The sequence below is a fragment of the Alteribacter populi genome (assembly GCF_002352765.1).
Classification (GTDB): Bacteria; Bacillota; Bacilli; order Bacillales; family Salisediminibacteriaceae; genus Alteribacter; species Alteribacter populi.
The window spans coordinates 2962205-2982982 of sequence record NZ_KZ293963.1 but is presented as its reverse complement, the minus strand read 5'-3'; the positions used below and the strand labels follow the sequence as shown (position 1 = coordinate 2982982).

At 43.1% G+C, this 20778-nt stretch carries 11 protein-coding genes, 3 rRNA genes and 1 other annotated feature; of the genes, 1 reads left to right on the top strand and 13 read right to left on the bottom strand.

Translation table 11 applies throughout. The features are described from left to right. Positions 1 to 23: 23 nt before the first annotated feature. The 8 genes from CDZ94_RS14035 to guaB all read right to left on the bottom strand — a co-directional run bounded on the left by CDZ94_RS14035 (position 24) and on the right by guaB (position 11181). Positions 24 to 1859: an ABC transporter substrate-binding protein gene (locus CDZ94_RS14035; protein ID WP_096438073.1), complete on the bottom strand. Its 1836-nt coding sequence runs from the start codon at positions 1857 to 1859 to the stop codon at positions 24 to 26. A 110-nt stretch (positions 1860 to 1969) separates the two neighbouring features. Further along, entirely contained in the window at positions 1970 to 2947 is a 978-nt protein-coding gene (locus CDZ94_RS14030) for an ABC transporter ATP-binding protein (protein ID WP_280951856.1), read from the bottom strand. Beyond that, a complete protein-coding gene (locus tag CDZ94_RS14025; RefSeq protein ID WP_096438069.1) occupies positions 2904 to 3950 on the bottom strand; it encodes an ABC transporter ATP-binding protein in 1047 nt (348 codons plus the stop codon). The genes CDZ94_RS14030 and CDZ94_RS14025 overlap by 44 nt, the downstream gene beginning before the upstream one ends. Positions 3951 to 4422: 472 nt before the next feature. After that, positions 4423 to 5697, bottom strand: a complete 1275-nt coding sequence (gene serS / locus CDZ94_RS14020; RefSeq protein WP_096438067.1) for a serine--tRNA ligase — start codon at positions 5695 to 5697, stop codon at positions 4423 to 4425. A 122-nt stretch (positions 5698 to 5819) separates the two neighbouring features. Then, positions 5820 to 6051 (bottom strand) — a binding site (T-box leader). Between the two features lie 57 nt (positions 6052 to 6108). Beyond that, positions 6109 to 6693, bottom strand: coding sequence for a pyridoxal 5'-phosphate synthase glutaminase subunit PdxT (gene pdxT / locus CDZ94_RS14015; RefSeq protein WP_096438065.1), 585 nt, complete (start codon positions 6691 to 6693; stop codon positions 6109 to 6111). 32 nt (positions 6694 to 6725) lie between these two features. Then, positions 6726 to 7610 carry a pyridoxal 5'-phosphate synthase lyase subunit PdxS gene (pdxS, locus tag CDZ94_RS14010; RefSeq protein WP_096438063.1) on the bottom strand — a complete coding sequence of 295 codons (885 nt, stop codon included), beginning with the start codon at positions 7608 to 7610 and terminating at the stop codon, positions 6726 to 6728. A gap of 555 nt (positions 7611 to 8165) precedes the next feature. After that, positions 8166 to 9575: a D-alanyl-D-alanine carboxypeptidase family protein gene (locus CDZ94_RS14005; RefSeq protein ID WP_096438061.1), complete on the bottom strand. Its 1410-nt coding sequence runs from the start codon at positions 9573 to 9575 to the stop codon at positions 8166 to 8168. Positions 9576 to 9723: 148 nt separating this feature from the next. Further along, on the bottom strand, positions 9724 to 11181 hold the full coding sequence (gene guaB / locus CDZ94_RS14000) for an IMP dehydrogenase (protein ID WP_096438059.1): 1458 nt from the start codon (positions 11179 to 11181) through the stop codon (positions 9724 to 9726). Positions 11182 to 11331: 150 nt separating this feature from the next. Here guaB and CDZ94_RS13995 point away from each other — a divergent pair, with 150 nt between their 5' ends. Further along, positions 11332 to 12261, top strand: coding sequence for a YaaC family protein (locus tag CDZ94_RS13995; protein ID WP_157911762.1), 930 nt, complete (start codon positions 11332 to 11334; stop codon positions 12259 to 12261). A 355-nt stretch (positions 12262 to 12616) separates the two neighbouring features. Here the strand turns inward: CDZ94_RS13995 and megL are convergent, their stop codons facing one another. The 5 genes from megL to CDZ94_RS13970 all read right to left on the bottom strand — a co-directional run bounded on the left by megL (position 12617) and on the right by CDZ94_RS13970 (position 20474). Beyond that, positions 12617 to 13834: a methionine gamma-lyase gene (gene megL, locus CDZ94_RS13990; RefSeq protein ID WP_096438055.1), complete on the bottom strand. Its 1218-nt coding sequence runs from the start codon at positions 13832 to 13834 to the stop codon at positions 12617 to 12619. 254 nt (positions 13835 to 14088) lie between these two features. After that, positions 14089 to 14205: ribosomal RNA gene (gene rrf / locus CDZ94_RS13985) — 5S ribosomal RNA — on the bottom strand. A 97-nt stretch (positions 14206 to 14302) separates the two neighbouring features. Continuing rightward, positions 14303 to 17237, bottom strand: a 23S ribosomal RNA gene (locus tag CDZ94_RS13980). A 221-nt stretch (positions 17238 to 17458) separates the two neighbouring features. Beyond that, a 16S ribosomal RNA gene (locus CDZ94_RS13975) occupies positions 17459 to 19024 on the bottom strand. Together the 16S, 23S and 5S rRNA genes form the textbook arrangement of a ribosomal RNA operon. 346 nt (positions 19025 to 19370) lie before the next feature. After that, positions 19371 to 20474 (bottom strand): HD-GYP domain-containing protein, encoded by a 1104-nt coding sequence (locus tag CDZ94_RS13970; protein ID WP_096438053.1) that lies wholly within the window; start codon positions 20472 to 20474, stop codon positions 19371 to 19373. Positions 20475 to 20778: the final 304 nt, after the last annotated feature.

Here is a 20778-nt window from a genome sequence, read left to right as displayed (position 1 = left end):
TCTTTACCTCGACGCTTCTATCTTTATTGTTCTAAATACCATAAGTGAGAATCTTGGTAGATTGTTGCCGGTAATTCTTTTACGTTTTTCAAATCAGAATTGTAAGCATAAATGTTATCAGCAGAGAATAAGAATACCATTGGCACCTGTTCTGATACATGATTTGCCCACTCAGCGTACACTTCAGAGCGGTATTCTTGCTCGAATGCATCTGGTGGTGTAATTGCTTTTTCTAGTAATTCATTGCTTGTTTCATCGTTCCAACGCAGATAGTTATATGCCATATCTGTTTGCCAGATCGCAGCCGGGTCTGGATCTCCAGTAGCCAAGCTCCAGCCAGCAAGATATAGATCCCAATCTGTGTTATCATCCTCTACCATATCAAAGTGGGCATTCGCTTCACGAGGGTTACGTAAGTCTATGCGGATTCCCACAGCACCAAGCTCATCCGCAATGATTGGCGCAGCACGTTCCCTCACTTCATTCCCTGTAGGATAATCAAGGTTTAGCGTCCATTCGTTTCCGTCTGGATCTTCACGGAAGCCATCTCCTGTTACATCTTCATATCCTGCTTCATCAAGAAGTTCATTTGCTCGATCCGGGTCGTGCGGATACTCATTTACCGCATCAGCATCGTAAGCCCAAGATGCCTCTGGGAACGGTGCTTCCATGACAGCTCCCATACCATGAAGTAACCCGTCTACAATCCCTTGTCTGTTAATCGCACTTGCAATCGCTTGACGTACGCGAACATCAGCAACTTTTGGATTTTCAACCCAGTTATCAGGGTTAATGACACCACCTTCTACGTCATCACTTGTGCGGTGGTGATGTTTAATACCGAGATACTGATAACCAAAGTCTTGAGTCATGTAAGTTGTCACATTGTCAAGACCATCTACACGATCAAAGTCGGCTGCTGGTACACCATTTGGCTCTGCGATCATATCTAGTTCGCCGCTTTCAAGTAAACCAGGCATAATCGATTGTTGAATGACACGCCATGTAATACCGTCTAAGTGTGGCGTACCTCCCCAATAATCTTCAAAAGCTGTAAGAGCATATTGCTCACCTTCAATGAATTCTGTTAATTGATAAGGTCCGCTACCAATAACTTCTCCCCCAAGACGAGAAGGATCTGCGTCTGGGATATCAGCTACAGCCATTCCCTCAAATGGATGTGCAGGAATGATATAAAAGCTAGTATCGAATAAAATTTTAATATTTGATTCATCGTAATGGAAAGCTACTGTATGGTCGTCTATGACTTCCACACCTTCAAGCGTGTCTGTTTCGCCACTGCTATACGCTTCATATCCTTTTAATTTATTTACATAGTTGGTACGTACACCACCTGCAGCTACGTAATCAGGATCGGCAATAGAAGAATATGTGAAGTAAACATCATCTGCCGTTAGATCTTCACCATCATGCCATTTGACACCTTCTTCTAAAAAATATGTGATTGTTGTATAGTCATCGTTAATCTCCCAATCATGCGCAAGGCTAGGTTCATAATCTAAGTTTTCATCTAGTCGTACAAGTCGTTCATGGGTGAACTCTAAAATATTCGCCTCGTAGGCATCGGAATAGAAAATTGGGTTAAATTGGTGACCCGGCGCAGAATACATACCGGCTTCAATTGTTCCGCCTGATTGCGGCTCAACCGTACCTTCTCCCTCTCCTTCTTCACTATCTCCCTCGTCAGCTTCTGAATCGCCGTCGTCTTCTTCATCTGTCTCTACTTCTTCATCTTCTTCTGTTTCACCAGAAGCTTCTTCATCGTCTCCACAAGCAGCCAATACAAAAACCATCGATAAGGCAAGAATCAATGTAAGCCAAAATTTACTAAACTTCATGAATATTACTACCCCCTTTTAATTTTTGAATATTACAAAAATTGAAAACGTAGAATCTGTTCCTCTCCCTTGCCTCACCTCCTTCAAGTTGATTTAAAAAGCTCGCACTTTTAATTGTACAAGTGACAGGCTACAAACTGACCATCATGTTGATGGACCAGTTCAGGTCGTTCAACTTTACATCTTTCATGAGCTTCAGGACAACGAGTATGGAACGCACACCCAGTTGGTGGATTAGATGGACTTGGTAACTCGCCTTTAAGCTTTATTTTCTCACGTCTTTTCTCAATGTCTGGTACTGGTACCGACGATAATAATGCTTTTGTATAAGGATGAAGGGGATTATTATAAATGAGTTTTTTCGGTCCAATTTCAGCCATCCGTCCTAAATACATAACCCCCACTCGATCAGAAATATGTTTAACCACACTCAAATCATGAGCAATAAAGAGGTAAGTAAGGTCAAATTCGTCCTGAAGGTCCTCCATAAGGTTCAGCACTTGAGATTGAACCGAAACATCTAAAGCAGAAACTGGCTCATCCCCGATGACGAATTTCGGGTTCATACTAAGGGCTCGGGCAATTCCAATACGCTGACGTTGTCCACCTGAAAATTCGTGAGGGTATTTTTCCCTTGCTTCAGGACTGAGGCCGACTTTCTTTAACAAATCAACGACTTTATCTTTCCTCTCTTTACGCCCCATTGACCTTTGCACAACCATCGGTTCCTCAATAATCTCCCCTACACTCATTCTAGGGTTTAGAGAGGCAAACGGATCCTGGAAAACCATTTGCATATCACGCCGATACTTTCGCATTTTTCGTTGATTGATGTCTGAGATATCTTCTCCATCAAACATGACCTTTCCGTCTGTAGGGTCTAAAAGACGAAGGATTGTTCGCCCTAACGTTGATTTTCCGGAGCCTGACTCTCCAACGATTCCTAAGGTTTCACCTTTAAATACATCAATACTCACATCATCAACCGCTTTTACATGTCCAACAGTCCGTTGAAGTACACCGCCTTTAACAGGAAAGTATTTTTTAAGGTTTTGAACTTCTAATAGTTTCTCTCTCTGCATTTCCATTGTCATGTCCTCCTTCTCCTCCCGCTTGCTCATAGAGATAACAGCGCACTTTATGTTTCGAATTAATCTCTAATAGGTCTGGATTTGCTTCATAGCATTGATCCATCACATGTTTGCAGCGAGGAGCAAATCGACAACCTTGTGGAAATCTATGGGCTGGCGGTACTGTACCTGGAATCGAATCAAGTCGTTCAACTTCCGAGTCCATATTCGGAATACTTCCCATCAATCCAACGGTATACGGGTGTTTTGGATCCTTGAATAGCTCTTCTGCTTTCGCTTCTTCAACGATTTGTCCCCCATACATAACCATCACACGGTCAGCTACTTCCGCAACAACTCCCAGGTCGTGAGTAATAAGGAGAATAGATGAATCGAACTTTTCTTTCATATCAACCATTAAATCTAAGATTTGTGCTTGAATAGTGACATCCAAAGCTGTTGTTGGCTCGTCAGCTATCAATAGTTTAGGGTCACAAGACATAGCAATGGCAATCATTGCACGCTGACGCATGCCACCGGAGAGCTGATGAGGGTACTCATGAATAATGTCTTCAGCCCTGGCAAAACCTACAACTTTTAACAATTCAACGGCTTTTTTATATGCATGTTTTTTGGTCATTTTTTTATGCTTCATCAAAGTTTCTGCAATCTGGTTTCCAATTGTGAAAACGGGATTTAAGGAAGTCATCGGCTCTTGAAATATCATACCGATATCATTTCCCCTTACTTTTCTCATTTCCCCATCCGAAAGGTTAAGTAATTCTTTTCCGTCTAACTTGATTGATCCTTCGACAATTTTCCCAGGTGGGTCAGGAATCAGTCTCATCACAGATAAGGAAGTAATACTTTTGCCGCTACCCGATTCACCAACCAATGCAAGGGTTTCTCCCCTGTCGATATGAAAGTTGACCCCGTCTACTGCCTTTGCTACTTTGGCTCCCTCCATAAAGAAGTGCGTTTTTAACCCTGAAACTTCTAATAAATGTTCACTTCTTTGCATACAATCACCCCATAATTCCCCATCAATCGAGTCTTTTTTTATTGAAGTAATAAATCTATCAAATATGAAAATTTATTCACATTTGAGAATATGTTTTTACATACCATTCAAATGTTCCATTTTATGTATCACACATATATCTATTTAATGACAATAATGTAACACAGTTAAAATAGTAAGTACAGAGTTTTCTAAAAATTGATTATATTTAGATATTTAGGATTCCTAAATATTTGGGATATTTATGATATGTATCTATGGGTATATTTATAATCATCAACGTATTCGTAGAAAATAGAGGTATGCTTATACAGCTGTGTGTATTTATATTATTATTTAAAACTTAGTTTTTTATTTCCTTCGTCTGCCTCTACCTTAATACCTACTTCCTATTATTAAGATTAAAATTCCAGCAGTTTTTAAATTAAGAAAGCTCCCTTTATGGTCGTTTAAAGGGAGCTTTCATATTAGGTTATTTTATTACTTCTTTTCCTGCCATATAAGGACGGAGTGCTTCAGGAACGACGACACTACCATCCTCTTGCTGATAGTTTTCTAAAATGGCTGCGACTGTTCGGCCAATGGCTAAGCCAGAGCCGTTCAGCGTATGAACATAATCGGTCTTACCTTTTGTTTCTGGACGATAGCGAATGTTCGCTCTTCTTGCCTGGAAAGACTCAAAATTACTGCAAGAAGAGATTTCACGATACGTTTCATAGCTTGGAATCCACACTTCAATGTCGTACTTCTTGGCAGCTGTGAAGCCTAAATCACCCGTGCACATATTCATAACGCGGTACGGAAGCTTAAGTAATTGCAATACTTTTTCTGCGTGAGAGGTGAGCAATTCCAGCTGTTCATAAGATTCTTCTGGTTTAACAAAACGAACAAGCTCCACCTTATTAAATTGGTGCTGACGAATAAGTCCTCTCGTATCTCGCCCTGCAGAACCTGCTTCAGATCGGAAGCATGCACTATAGGCTGTATAAGAAACCGGAAGCTGATCCGCCTCAAGAATTTCATCACGATGCATATTCGTAATAGGGACTTCTGCTGTTGGAATAAGAAAATAATCTTCTTCTTGAATTTTAAATGCGTCTTCTTCAAATTTCGGTAGCTGACCTGTTCCTGTCATGCTTTCACGGTTAACCATATAAGGAGGCATCACCTCTTCATATCCGTGTTCATCTTCATGCAAGTCCATCATAAAGTTAATGAGCGCTCTTTCTAACCTAGCCCCTACCCCTTTGTAAAACACAAAGCGGCTTCCTGTTACTTTTGAAGCTCGTTCGAAATCTAAAATATTTAGATTTGTAGCAATATCCCAATGAGCTTTTGGCTCGAAAGAAAACTCCGGAAGCTCTCCCCATTTACGTGCTTCTTGATTTTCATCTTCGTCAGAACCGATCGGCACACTTTCGTGGGGAATGTTCGGAATTGTCAATAGTAGTTGATCAAGCTCTTCGTCTACAGTTCGGAGTTTTTCATCTAATTCTTTAATCTTCGTTGATACTTCTTTCATTTCTTTAATTAGGTGATCTGCATCTTTCTTTTCACGCTTAAGTTGAGAGACTTCTTGAGAGACAGTATTTCTTCTATTCTTTAGTTCTTCTGACTCCTGAATGAGTTCTCTCCTGCTCACATCCAAATCACCAAAACGGTCTAAATCACTAATGTCTTCATTTCGAGCAGCAAGTTTTACTTTAATGTTTTCGAAGTCTTTTCTTAACAATTTTACGTCTAACATGCCCTACTCCTCCTTTTTCGTTCAGGTATAGTATCCTGAACATATCAATTTCCATATGAACGCAGGCGTATGCTACTTATACAGCAGCCTCTATTTAAATACAAAAAACTCCCGTCCCCTGAAATAGGGACGAGAGTAAAAGCCCGCGTTGCCACCCTTGTTGAAAAGAAGTTCAGCTATTGCTGCATCTTTTCCACTCATCATCATTAACGGTCGACGAAACCGAAACAGCTTACTAAACGTTCAGCTGTCTGACTCAGGGATGGATTCACGCATTGTTTTCATCGGTTCACAGCATACACCGACTCTCTGAACAAAACAAAAGACGTTACTAGTTCCCTTCATTGTCTTTACTATTAATAGTAATTTTCATAATTGTATTCCTATCATAACCGATAAGCGAGAATTTAATCAAGCAGGCACAGCATTTTTTCGAATCATTTCTGCAAAAAACTGATGCATACGATGATCGTCAGTTAATTCCGGGTGATATGAACATGCAAGAAAATTGTCTTGTTTTGCAGCAACGACCTCGCCATCATATTCAGCCAAAACCTCTACGGAAGGACCCGTTTGCTCGATAATCGGAGCACGGATAAATACGCCGTGAACATCCTCTCCAATTCCTTTTACCTTTAAAGGTGCTTCAAAACTTTCCCGCTGACGGCCAAATGCATTGCGCTCAACTGTCATGTCCATTACCGCTAAATGAGGTGTTTGTTGGCCTTTAATTTCAGTAGCCATTAAAATCGCTCCTGCACAGGTACCAAACATCGGTTTCCCCTGCTCAGCGAACTGCTTTAACGATTCATAAAAGCCGTACTTATCAATAAGCCGCCGCATTGTCGTGCTTTCTCCACCTGGGAAAACAAGCCCGTCAAGCTCTGCTAATTGTTCTGTTCGTTTAACAACAATCACATTTACATCCGCAGCTTCAAGTGCCTTTGCATGCTCGCGAACGGCCCCTTGCAGTGCTAAAATTCCAATGTTAATCATGATGCCGCTCCTTTATTTAGAAGTGACTGGAATTACCAGCCGCGCTCCTGCATACGGTCTGCTTGCTCTAATGTTGAAATTTCAATGCCCTTCATAGCAGAACCTAATCCTTTTGAAAGCTCAGCAATGAGTTTGTAATCTTCATAGTGAGTAGTCGCTTCCACAATCGCTCGTGCAAAACGCTCAGGGTTGTCTGACTTAAAGATTCCGGATCCTACAAATACACCATCTGCACCAAGCTGCATCATAAGTGCAGCATCTGCTGGTGTAGCAACACCGCCTGCAGCGAAGTTTACAACTGGAAACTTACCTGTACGTTTGATCTCTAAAAGTACATCATAAGGTGCACCTAAGTTTTTCGCTTCCGTCATTAGTTCATCTTCAGACATACCGATGACTTGTTTAATTTGAGACTGCATCATTCGCATATGGCGAACCGCTTCAACGATGTTTCCTGTGCCTGGCTCACCTTTTGTACGGATCATGGACGCCCCTTCACCAATACGACGGGAGGCTTCTCCTAAATCTCTCGCACCACAAACAAATGGTACAGTGTAATCACGTTTATTTAAGTGGTAAACTTCATCTGCAGGAGTTAGTACTTCACTCTCATCAATGTAGTCTACACCAAGGGCTTCCAATACGCGTGCTTCTACAATATGCCCGATTCGCGCCTTTGCCATTACCGGAATACTGACAGCATTTGTTACTTCCTCTACAATTGTAGGGTCTGCCATACGCGCAACGCCACCAGCTGCACGGATATCTGCTGGGACACGCTCTAAGGCCATAACCGCAACAGCCCCTGCTTCCTCTGCAATTTTAGCTTGTTCTGCATTGACAACATCCATAATGACGCCGCCCTTTTGCATTTCCGCCATTCCACGCTTTACTCGATCTGTTCCTGTTTGTTTCATCGTGAATGATCCCCCTTCTCATATCCATAAAGTCTCATTATTCGGATTCTGCTTATCCTTATCTATTATAACGGAAAACCGGGTACAATATCGATGGAAAAGAATTAGAAATAGTTGGGGAGAGCATCGCTTTATTGTCTTATTCACAAATATTTCGGCAAAAATTAGCGAGTTCTCCACTTTTCGTTACTTTAGTTTACTTACTTTCATAATTCATTTGTTTAAAAAAGCACACAACTTCAAAATAATATTTTCTCCGTTCTTTTTGATTATTACTTATTGTAAAATGCGTAACTTTATGTAGCTCCGTTGGCCTGCATCTGCTCGCTTTCCGCGGACGAACCGTCAAGCCTCCTCGGGAAAAGCGCCCTGCGGGGTCTCGGCTGGTCCGTTTTTCCGCAGGAGTCTCGCAGATTACGGCCAACTTTGTAAGAACTAAAAGACTCTCTTATCGTAAAATAGACATGAATTATGAAGTTCATCCAACAATTTAATAATAGCAATAAAAGAGCCTTTCAAAAAAACGTGAGGGTCTCTCCCCCTCACGTTTTTCGTCTAAAACCAACCGCTAACTGTATCTGCTACTGATGTCCAAACACTTGCAAAGAAACTACCAATACTTCTAAACATAAGTGTGAACCAGCCAGCTTTTTCAACAGCTTGGTCTGTCACAATATTAATTTGCGATTGATCGGAGCCATCATCTTGGAGGTAGGTAGAGTTTCCATCCTCCGAAATAACTGTCATTGTGCCTACAACTTGCCCTTCTTCTACCGGCGCAATCAATTTACCTTTGTCATCAAATAACGATTCATCCCAGGCCACTTCATACCCGTAGCCCTCTTCTTCGCCATTTAGAACTAACATAGAAACCGCTTCTTCAGTAGAGATGGAGACTTCATCTTCTTTTCCTTTTGTTACTGGAAATGTCTCATTATCTTCAATCGTCATTCCTTCTGGAAAGAGTTCCACCTCTGAAAACTGATTAAAACCGTATTCCATTAACCGTTGAGTTTCTTCAAAACGATGGGGTTCAGAATCAGCCTTCATAACGACACTGACAAAACGTTGTCCATTCTGCTCACCTGTACCTGTAAAGGTATACCCTGCAGCGTTTGTGAATCCTGTTTTTAATCCATCCATAGCTTCGAAATCAAGGTCACCATACATTGTCCCTGGAATCATCCAGTTCCAATTTTGCATGTTAATCTCATCTTCTGAGCCTTCCTTGAACTTTTTCTCAGAAATACTTGCTGTGTCCAAAACTTCAGGGAAGTCATTAATTAAATGGAACGCTAATGTCCCTGTAGCACGAGCAGACATATAGTTATCTTCATCACCATTGGTTCCTTCAGGATGATTCCCCTCAAGTAAGCGATTAGGTAAACCTGTTGAATTTACAAATTGAAAATCACCTTCGTCAGCATTAGCAATCTCTTCAAGGTTGTCCATGCCAAATTCTTCGCCCGCTTCTCTCAACGTCTCTCCAAGACCGAGCTCTTTACCTTTTTCGTTCATTTTCTTAACGAAATTTCCTTCAGAGCCAGCAATTAATTCAGCGAGCGCCATCGTAGCTGCATTTGCCGAATAAATCGCTACTGTCTCATAAAGTTCTTTTACAGTATAAGTCTCATCTTGTCTTAATGGCACATTAGACAATGAACGATCATGGGATAACTGAGCATTATAATCGCTGATCGGTACTTCTTGTTCCCAGGAAATTTCTCCGTTATTTACTGCTTCCAAAATTAAATATTCACTCATCATTTTTGTCATACTGGCCGGTGGTAAAGGTTGATCAATATTACTTTGATACAAGATCTTCCCCGTTTCCGCATCGACTAACAAAGCCGTATCTACACTTGCATCAAAACTAGCTTCAACGTTTCCTCCGTATGAAAATACACTCGAAAAGACGAGCAACAATGTCATCATCATCAATACAGTTGATTTAATCTTTCCCATTCTCTCTCCCTCTCCTTGAAGCAAATCTATTTATATAACAAAACTTTTTAACAACAACAAACGTCATTTTACCACAAGTGTTATAAAAAAAATAGATAGGGGAGTCCCCTATCTATCTATGTCTAAATACCTATTCACTAACACTTCTTTATAACGAGTAATTTGGTGCTTCCTTCGTAATCTGCACATCATGCGGATGGCTTTCCTTTAGTCCGGCATTTGTGATTCGGATAAAACGGCTATTTTCATGAAGATCGATGATAGAAGGTGTTCCACAGTAACCCATGCCTGCATTGATACCTCCAATTAACTGATGAATGGTATCATTTAACGGCCCTTTGTAAGGGATTCTTCCTTCAATTCCCTCAGGAACAAGCTTCTGTTCTCCTTCTTGGAAATAACGGTCTTTACTTCCTTTTTCCATCGCGCCTAATGAACCCATACCACGGTATACTTTAAACTGACGGCCTTGGAATATTTCTCGTTCTCCTGGGCTCTCTGAAACTCCAGCCAATAAGCTACCAAGCATAACAGCATGTCCACCCGCAGCAAGAGCTTTAACGATATCTCCTGAGTATTTAATTCCACCGTCTGCAATGATTGTCGCTCCGTGTTTTTTTGCCTCGGTCGCACAATCATACACAGCTGTAATCTGTGGTACGCCGATACCTGCCACTACACGTGTCGTGCAAATGGAACCAGGTCCAATACCAACTTTAACAATATTTGCACCCGCTTCGATCAAATCGCGAGTCGCTTCTGCTGTCGCTACATTTCCTGCCACAATATCAAGATCAGGGTATTTTTCGCGGACTTCAGAAACTTTATCTAGTACTCCCTTTGAATGACCGTGAGCGGTATCAATTACAAGTACATCAATCCCTGCCTCGACAAGAGCTTCAGTCCGGGTTTCAGAGTCGCCCCCTACACCAACTGCCGCTCCTACAACTAGTCGGCCTAATGAATCTTTTGCAGAATGCGGGAATTCAATCGCTTTTTCAATATCTTTAATCGTGATGAGACCTTTTAAAGTCCCTTGATCATCGATTAGAGGGAGTTTTTCAATTTTATACTTTTGAAGGATTTTTTGGGCTTCATCCAGTGTCGTACCTACAGGTGCTGTAACGAGGTCATCCTTCGTCATCACCTCTTTAATTCGAATCGAATAGTCATCGATAAAACGAAGATCTCTATTCGTTAAAATACCAACAAGTTTCTCATCTTCATCTGCAATCGGCACTCCTGAAATACGATATTTCGACATTAAGTGTTCTGCATCAAACACTTGGTGATCTGCCGACAGGAAAAACGGATTAGTAATTACTCCGCTTTCAGAACGCTTTACGCGATCTACTTCCTCTGCTTGTTCTTCGATAGACATGTTTTTATGAATAATGCCTAACCCACCGGCACGAGCCATGGCAATCGCCAATTTAGCCTCTGTGACTGTATCCATTCCAGCACTAATGATTGGAATATTCAATTCCAGTTGATCTGTTAGCTTTGTCTTTACAGAAACGTCCCTAGGCAAAACTTCAGAACGTGCAGGCATTAACAATACGTCATCAAAAGTTAACCCTTCTTTAGAAAACTTTTCCTCCCACATGGACTTACTCCTCCTTAATATTTTCCCAAAATATTATTAGTAGCGTAACAAGTGGGTACACTACTGTCAAGATTTTTTAATGGGTTCCAGAACTTACAAAGGAATATCTATCCCCTAAACCAAGCGTTTTTATCAAAGGAGGTAATGATCTTGACAAGTCACCCCTTTTTACTTCCATTTCAATCCATTGACTATGTTAAAAAATATTTAGAACAAAAATATGCACGCCGATATTCTTCAGATGCCAAATCCTTAGCTTATCAAAACGGCTATTCCTTTTTATATTATATAGAAATGGGTAGACAATATGTAGAGCAAGCCCATAAAGCTTCCCTAGCAACTCAGCCTGTATTGCTGTTTTACGGCTGTGTACAGTGGATGAAAGCCTGTCTTCTTACAGTAGATCCTTCTTACCCTAGCACAACACAAGTGTTAGCTCACGGGGTAACAACCCGCAAACGAAAAAAGCAGGATTATTCGTTTTTAAAAGATGAAGTAAAAGTTCAAAAGGAAGGTCTTTTCCCTTATTTTTCAGAGCAAATGTTTCATGTGAAACAACTCACTGGTGAAAAATATAAACTTAGCAATGTAATAAGGAGACTGCCTGAAATGGCTTCTCTTATTCAACACATTGAAGGAGAGTACCCATTAACGCCAATTACTTTAAATACCGATGCAGCACTGATTCCTTCTGATATTCTAACTAGCTTAGACATGGAGATACCCCGTTTCAACGTCTGGCTGCAATCCTTTGGAATCGATCATGCAGGAATTGAAGAAAATGACGCTTATATCCATCTGCCTAATCCAGAACCTTTAAAAAAACATCCATACATGTTGATAAAAAGCGAGGTTAATCAATGGTATTTACCAAGCGAAAGAGATAATTATCTACCACTTCCCGAGCTGTTTTGTCACTATTTAACCCTTTATAATTTAAGTATGATTTGCCGCTACGAAACGGAATGGTGGTGTGAACTACTGCATTCATTCTCATCAAATGATTACCCATACATTGAACACTTTTTGACGGTAACAAAAAAGAAACTCCCCGCACTAATCGAAGACTTACTAAAATAGAGGGGGAGGCCTAGTAGTTCAACGCATATAGAAACTACACTGAATTGTGAAAAAACCTCCTAGCAAAAGTATAAGAGCCTTAGTCACTGGCAATCAGTAGTTAGGGTAACATTAAAAAACCTACTTGCGCTAATTAACGACCAAGATCATTCGAAACTTTATTGTAAAATAATAAATAGTCTCCACTGTAGTAAGAACTCACTTTACTTAATACTAAATCCATACAGCGTTAACTCGCATGTTTTTAAGTCTCAAGGATGCTTTTTCTTTGAGACGCGCGGCGTGAAGGTAGCTGTTCACCCTTTACTACCTTACCTTTTGCACACACGCACTCGCGAGTGCGTATGCTTTAAATTCACTTTGTTTCAGTTGCTAACGTCTTTTCTACATTGTATTTTTCTTGATTTAAGGCTTGAGACAAGTCATTCCAAATATCTTCTACACTTTCCAAACCAACAGATAACCTTAACATCGAATCCGTGATTCCCATCCCCAATCTTTTCTCCTCTGGAATCACTGCATGAGTCATCGTAGCAGGATGCTGAATTAACGTTTCCGCATCTCCAAGACTTACCGCTACTTGAATCATGTTTAATTGATTCAACAGCTTTTGAGCTTCAACTTTTCCACCCTCTACTTCAAATGTAATCAGCCCTCCAGGTTGACGCATTTGTTTATTCGCTAAATCATATTGAACAAAATCAGGGTCTCCAGGATATACGACTCTTTTTACTTTTGGATGTGTTTTTATTTTCTCATAAAGCTTTGCTGCATTTTCACAGTGACGATCCATTCTTACAGAAAGTGTCTTCAATCCTCTTATTAGCAGCCAAGCATCAAATGGAGCCATAACACCACCGATGTCTTTTAATGTCGTTCCTCTAACTTCCTGGATAAATTCCTCTTTTCCTACAGCAAGGCCTGCAATAACATCGCCATGGCCACCAATATATTTCGTTGCACTATGAATAACCACATCAGCGCCAAGGTTTAACGGTTGTTGTAAGTAAGGAGAGCAAAACGTATTATCTACAACAACCTTCAATCCATTTTTCTTTGCTACACGGATGACCATTTCAAGATCAATGAGTTTCATAGTAGGATTAATCGGAGTTTCTACGTAAAGAACTTTCGTATTGTCACGTATCTGTCCTTGAATTGCCTCTTCACTATCCATAGAAATAAAATGATGTTCCACACCATATCGATCTTCAATAAGTTGTAAAAAACCATAAGTACACCCATAAACACCTTCTGATACAAGAACATGTTCCTTCGTTTTGAGTAACGCTAATAGGACCGATGAAACCGCAGCCATTCCCGAAGCAAAAGCCAGTCCAGCCTCTCCGTCCTCAAGGTCTGCAATCTTTTTTTCTAACATATCCACTGTAGGGTTCCCTAACCTCGAATAAATGTAACCGCTTTCATCACCGGCAAAACGAGCTTCCCCTTGCTCTGCTGAGTCAAATGTAAAAGTTGACGTCTGGTACATTGGCGGTGTTAAACTTCCATAATGCTTTTCACGATCATAATCACCGTGAATGAGACGTGTTTCTAGCTCTTTTTTTTCCATCCACTAACAACCCCTTTTTTATCTCTTTCTCTTTCTATTATACTCATCCTCTTATCTTGGGGAAATGAAATTGAAGAAAGATCCCGCGTTAATGTATTATCACTTTACTATAATCCTGCATAGGTAGGAGGAAGTGCTATTCTCTTTTCAATCCCAGAACTACTGGCTATGGAGCCAGTAGTGTCCTTTTTTTGGGGGCTTTTTTCACCAAAACGCAAAAAAACACTCGCCCTAAAGCGAGTGTTACCTTCATTGCCCAGCGACGTCCTACTCTCACAGGGGGAGAGCCCCCAACTACCATCGGCGCTGGAGAGCTTAACTTCCGTGTTCGGCATGGGAACGGGTGTGACCTCTCCGCTATCGTCACTAGACAAGTATTCTTTTGAGAAAACCTTGTTCTCTCAAAACTAGATAACAGCTTCAACTTGAAACCTTTGTGAGTTTCTTAAAGACAAACAACATCGTTTTTTGGATAAGCCCTCGATCGATTAGTATCTCTCAGCTCCACGTGTCACCACGCTTCCACACGAGACCTATCAACCTCATCGTCTCTGAGGGATCTTACTTACTTAACGTAATGGGAAATCTCATCTTGAGGGGGGCTTCATGCTTAGATGCTTTCAGCACTTATCCCTTCCACACGTAGCTACCCAGCCATGCTCCTGGCGGAACAACTGGTACACCAGCGGTGTGTCCATCCCGGTCCTCTCGTACTAAGGACAGCTCCTCTCAAATTTCCTACGCCCACGACGGATAGGGACCGAACTGTCTCACGACGTTCTGAACCCAGCTCGCGTACCGCTTTAATGGGCGAACAGCCCAACCCTTGGGACCTACTTCAGCCCCAGGATGCGATGAGCCGACATCGAGGTGCCAAACCTCCCCGTCGATGTGGACTCTTGGGGGAGATAAGCCTGTTATCCCCAGGGTAGCTTTTATCCGTTGAGCGACGGCCCTTCCATGCGGTGCCGCCGGATCACTAAGCCCGACTTTCGTCCCTGCTCGACCTGTATGTCTCGCAGTCAAGCTCCCTTATGCCTTTGCACTCTGCGAATGATTTCCAACCATTCTGAGGGAACCTTTGGGCGCCTCCGTTACTTTTTAGGAGGCGACCGCCCCAGTCAAACTGCCCACCTGACACTGTCCCCGAACCGGATCACGGTCCTGGGTTAGAATGTCAGTACAGCCAGGGTAGTATCCCACCGATGCCTCCACCGAAGCTGGCGCTCCGGTTTCCAAGGCTCCTACCTATCCTGTACAAGCTGTACCAAAATCCAATATCAAGCTACAGTAAAGCTCCATGGGGTCTTTCCGTCCTGTCGCGGGTAACCTGCATCTTCACAGGTAATATAATTTCACCGGGTCTCTCGTTGAGACAGTGCCCAAGTCGTTGCACCTTTCGTGCGGGTCGGAACTTACCCGACAAGGAATTTCGCTACCTTAGGACCGTTATAGTTACGGCCGCCGTTTACTGGGGCTTCAATTCAGAGCTTCTCCCCTAAGGGATAACCCCTCCTCTTAACCTTCCAGCACCGGGCAGGTGTCAGCCCCTATACATCGCCTTGCGGCTTGGCAGAGACCTGTGTTTTTGATAAACAGTCGCTTGGGCCTTTTCACTGCGGCTCTCCTGGGCTATAAACCCGAAAGAGCACCCCTTCTCCCGAAGTTACGGGGTCATTTTGCCGAGTTCCTTAACGAGAGTTCTCCCGCGCGTCTTAGAATTCTCTTCCCGCCTACCTGTGTCGGTTTGCGGTACGGGCACCTCTCACCTCACTAGAGGCTTTTCTAGGCAGTGTAGGATCAGGAACTTCGGTACTATAATTTCCCTCGCCATCACAGCTCAGCCTTACGACAAGCGGATTTGCCTACTTGCCAGCCTTACTGCTTGGACGCGCACATCCAGTGGCGCGCTTACCCTACCTTCCTGCGTCCCCCCGTTGCTCAAACGGTGAGGAGGTGGTACAGGAATTTCAACCTGTTTGCCATCGCCTACGCCTTTCGGCCTCGGCTTAGGTCCCGACTTACCCTGAGCGGACGAGCCTTCCTCAGGAAACCTTAGGCTTTCGACGGAGGGGATTCTCACCCCTCTTTTCGCTACTCATACCGGCATTCTCACTTCCAAGCGCTCCACCAGTCCTCTCGGTCTGACTTCACGGCACTTGGAACGCTCCCCTACCACTGTCCGAAGGACAATCCATAGCTTCGGTGATACGTTTAGCCCCGGTACATTTTCGGCGCAGAGTCACTCGACCAGTGAGCTATTACGCACTCTTTCAATGATGGCTGCTTCTAAGCCAACATCCTGGTTGTCTAAGCAACTCCACATCCTTTTCCACTTAACGTATACTTTGGGACCTTAGCTGATGGTCTGGGCTGTTTCCCTCTCGACTACGGATCTTAGCACTCGCAGTCTGACTCCCGAGTAAAAAGTAATTGGCATTCGGAGTTTGACTGAATTCGGTAATCCTGTAGGGACCCCTAGTCCAATCAGTGCTCTACCTCCAACACTCTCACCTCGAGGCTAGCCCTAAAGCTATTTCGGGGAGAACCAGCTATCTCCAAGTTCGATTGGCATTTCACCCCTACCCACACCTCATCCCCGCAATTTTCAACTTGCGTGGGTTCGGGCCTCCATCCAGTGTTACCTGGACTTCACCCTGGACATGGGTAGATCACCTGGTTTCGGGTCTACGACCACGTACTTGATACGCCCTGTTCAGACTCGCTTTCGCTGCGGCTCCGTCTCTTCAACTTAACCTTGCACGTAATCGTAACTCGCCGGTTCATTCTACAAAAGGCACGCTGTCACCCTTTAACGGGCTCCAACTACTTGTAAGCACACGGTTTCAGGATCTCTTTCACTCCCCTCCCGGGGTGCTTTTCACCTTTCCCTCACGGTACTGGTTCACTATCGGTCACTAGGAAGTATTTAGCCTTGGGAGATGGTCCTCCCGGATTCCGACGGGGTTTCACGTGTCCCGCCGTACTCAGGATCCACTCCGGAGGGAACGAAGTTTCGACTACAGGGCTGTTACCTTGTCTCGCGGACCTTTCCAGGTCGCTTCATCTACTCCGTTCCTTTGTAACTCCAATGGAGTGTCCTACAACCCCAAGAGGCAAGCCTCTTGGTTTGGGCTGTTTCCGTTTCGCTCGCCGCTACTCAGGAAATCGCATTTGCTTTCTCTTCCTCCGGGTACTAAGATGTTTCAGTTCCCCGGGTCTGCCTTTTATACCCTATGTATTCAGGTATAAATAACACGCCATTACGCGTGCTGGGTTCCCCCATTCGGAAATCTCCGGATCGAAGCTTACTTACAGCTCCCCGAAGCATATCGGTGTTCGTCCCGTCCTTCTTCGGCTCCTAGTGCCAAGGCATCCACCGTGCGCTCTTATTAGCTTAACCGTCGATGTCGTTGGTCTTTTTCTAAGACACTCGGTTGTTCTCTCAAATAATCAAACAACCGGTGAAACTCACAAAAAAGTTTTTTCAAATTAGAAATTTGATGTCGTTACTGTTATCTAGTTTTCAAAGAACAGGTTTTGAAAGGATTAACCTTTCAAAACTAAACAAAAAGACCAAAGCAAAACCTTTGTAAAACTCGTTGAGCTTTAATAGCTCCTTAGAAAGGAGGTGATCCATCCCCACCTTCCGGTAGGGATACCTTGTTACGACTTCACCCCAATCACCTGTCCCACCTTCGGCGGCTGGCTCCAAAAGGTTACCGCACCGACTTCGGGTGTTACAAGCTCTCGTGGTGTGACGGGCGGTGTGTACAAGGCCCGGGAACGTATTCACCGCGGCATGCTGATCCGCGATTACTAGCAATTCCGGCTTCATGCAGGCGAGTTGCAGCCTGCAATCCGAACTGAGAATGGCTTTATGGGATTCGCTCGGCCTCGCGGCTTTGCTGCCCTTTGTACCATCCATTGTAGCACGTGTGTAGCCCAGGTCATAAGGGGCATGATGATTTGACGTCATCCCCACCTTCCTCCGGTTTGTCACCGGCAGTCACCTTAGAGTGCCCAACTTAATGCTGGCAACTAAGATCAAGGGTTGCGCTCGTTGCGGGACTTAACCCAACATCTCACGACACGAGCTGACGACAACCATGCACCACCTGTCACTCTGTCCCCCGAAGGGGAAAGCCTTATCTCTAAGGGTGTCAGAGGATGTCAAGACCTGGTAAGGTTCTTCGCGTTGCTTCGAATTAAACCACATGCTCCACTGCTTGTGCGGGCCCCCGTCAATTCCTTTGAGTTTCAGCCTTGCGGCCGTACTCCCCAGGCGGAGTGCTTAATGTGTTAACTTCGGCACTAAGGGTATCGAAACCCCTAACACCTAGCACTCATCGTTTACGGCGTGGACTACCAGGGTATCTAATCCTGTTTGCTCCCCACGCTTTCGCGCCTCAGCGTCAGTTGTAGGCCAGAAAGTCGCCTTCGCCACTGGTGTTCCTCCAAATATCTACGCATTTCACCGCTACACTTGGAATTCCACTTTCCTCTCCTACACTCAAGTTCCCCAGTTTCCAATGACCCTCCACGGTTGAGCCGTGGGCTTTCACATCAGACTTAAAGAACCGCCTGCGCGCGCTTTACGCCCAATAATTCCGGACAACGCTTGCCCCCTACGTATTACCGCGGCTGCTGGCACGTAGTTAGCCGGGGCTTTCTGGTTAGGTACCGTCAAGGTGCCGTTCTATTCGCACGGCACTTGTTCTTCCCTAACAACAGAGCTTTACAATCCGAAGACCGTCATCACTCACGCGGCGTTGCACCGTCAGGCTTTCGCCCATTGCGGATGATTCCCTACTGCTGCCTCCCGTAGGAGTCTGGGCCGTGTCTCAGTCCCAGTGTGGCCGATCACCCTCTCAGGTCGGCTACGCATCGTCGCCTTGGTGAGCCACTACCTCACCAACTAGCTAATGCGCCGCGGGCCCATCTCACAGTGTTAGGTAAAACCCAACTTTTACAAAAGAATCATGCGATCCCTTTGATCATCCGGTATTAGCCCCGGTTTCCCGGAGTTATCCCAGTCTGTGAGGCAGGTTGCCCACGTGTTACTCACCCGTCCGCCGCTCGTTCCACAAGTTTCACCCCGAAGGGATCCGCTTGCTTCCCGCGCTCGACTTGCATGTATTAGGCACGCCGCCAGCGTTCGTCCTGAGCCAGGATCAAACTCTCCGTAGAAAGTTCGATGTCTCTGACATCATAAATAATTCATTGACGGAATATCTCTCAATATCCCACGTTTCGCTTGGCTTTTTGTTTAGTTTTCAAAGGTCAATTGTTTCAGGCGCCTCGTTTAAAGCGACTCAATAATCATACCATCTCATCATATCCCCGTCAATACTTTATTTCAAAAAAAGTTTTCGTGAGGAATCTATTAAAATGTTATGTTCACCGCTTCTCTCAAAGCGACAAATATAAATATACCATAGGGTCACTTATTACACAAGAGTTTTTTAAAAGATATTCACTCTTTTTTAAAACGTTATAACAAAGAGGTTAGCTATTCTCCGATACATAATAAATTTTACTCTTCTCCTGCTTCACATTCAATATATATATGAGGAGTCGATGATAGCTTGAATAGTTCATCATTACTAGACATTCTGAGTATAGGGCGTGTTGGTTCATGATCCTGTAGATATACGATTTCCCCAACTTCACCATTTGATAAACGTACCTTTTTACCAATATCTAAATCTAATAATAATCGGCTCAACTGTTTAACGACAACCGCATCCAATTTTCCAAACTCATCTTTCACAAGCTTTTCAAACACTTGGTATGATGTTTGTCTTTTCCTATATACACGATCGGTAGTCATTGCATGATAAATATCAACGACTCCAATAATCTTAGCAAATAAATGAATTTTATCTCCTTTTGCTTTTAATGGATAACCATTTCCATCTTCCCTTTCATGATGCTGAAGTACACCTAACAAAGCTTGTTGCGAAATCCCTTTTACTTCCTCGAGCATTCGGTAACTATATAATGGATGTTGTTGTACTTCAGCAAACTCCCTCTCCAAAAGTTCTCCATTTTTCATCCAAATATCTGAGTGGATTTTAGCCATGCCTGCATCAGACAATAAACCTGCAATTCCTAATTGAATCAACTCCCCTTCTTTAATCGACAGCTTTTTCCCTAATAGAAAGCTTATTAATGCCACAGATACCGAATGGAAATAAAGATAATCTTTTTTCAAACTTAGTCGATAGAGGTCATTTAGCTCTTTTTTAGTCGGAAGGACCTCAATGAGGCCAAGGAAAAGTTGACGCACAGCAAGAGGGTCCACTTTTGCACCTCCTTGCCAATGGTGAAACAACTTTTTATATTCATTAACTGCATCCAAATACCTTGTAGTAAACGAAAGGTTTTTTTCTTCCTTTACGTCAGATGGCACTTCCTCTTCTGGCTTTTCTTCATATAATACTCCATTTGGAGTATACATCCGGCCATTTTTCAATTTCGCTTCTATTGGAACATCATTAATAAAGAATACATGAAGCATGTCGATATGTAATTGACTTAATGTCGTATTTTTTTTCACGATCGGTGTCGCACCTTGTTTATAAACGTCTTCAGAAATAATACACCCTGGAATTAAGTCTTCTGTTCTTACACGCATTCACAAACTCTCCTTCGTCACTTTGTCTACTCTTATTGGAAAGGATAGGGGACAACTTGTCAATCAGACTATTCTTTTTTCTACTATTTAGAGAATACATTTCTTGTCACGCATGGCAAGTTCAAAAGTAACAATGTTGCGTCTTTTTATTGCTCTATTGAAATTAAACTTCCTTAAAGTAAAAGACGTTAGCTTCCTTCGGATGTTTTTAAGCTTCAAAGATACTTTTCTCTTAAGACGAGCGGTGTGAAGTAAGCTATCCACTTATACTTTCTACCTAAAAAAAGAGCGTCTCAAAAGGTTT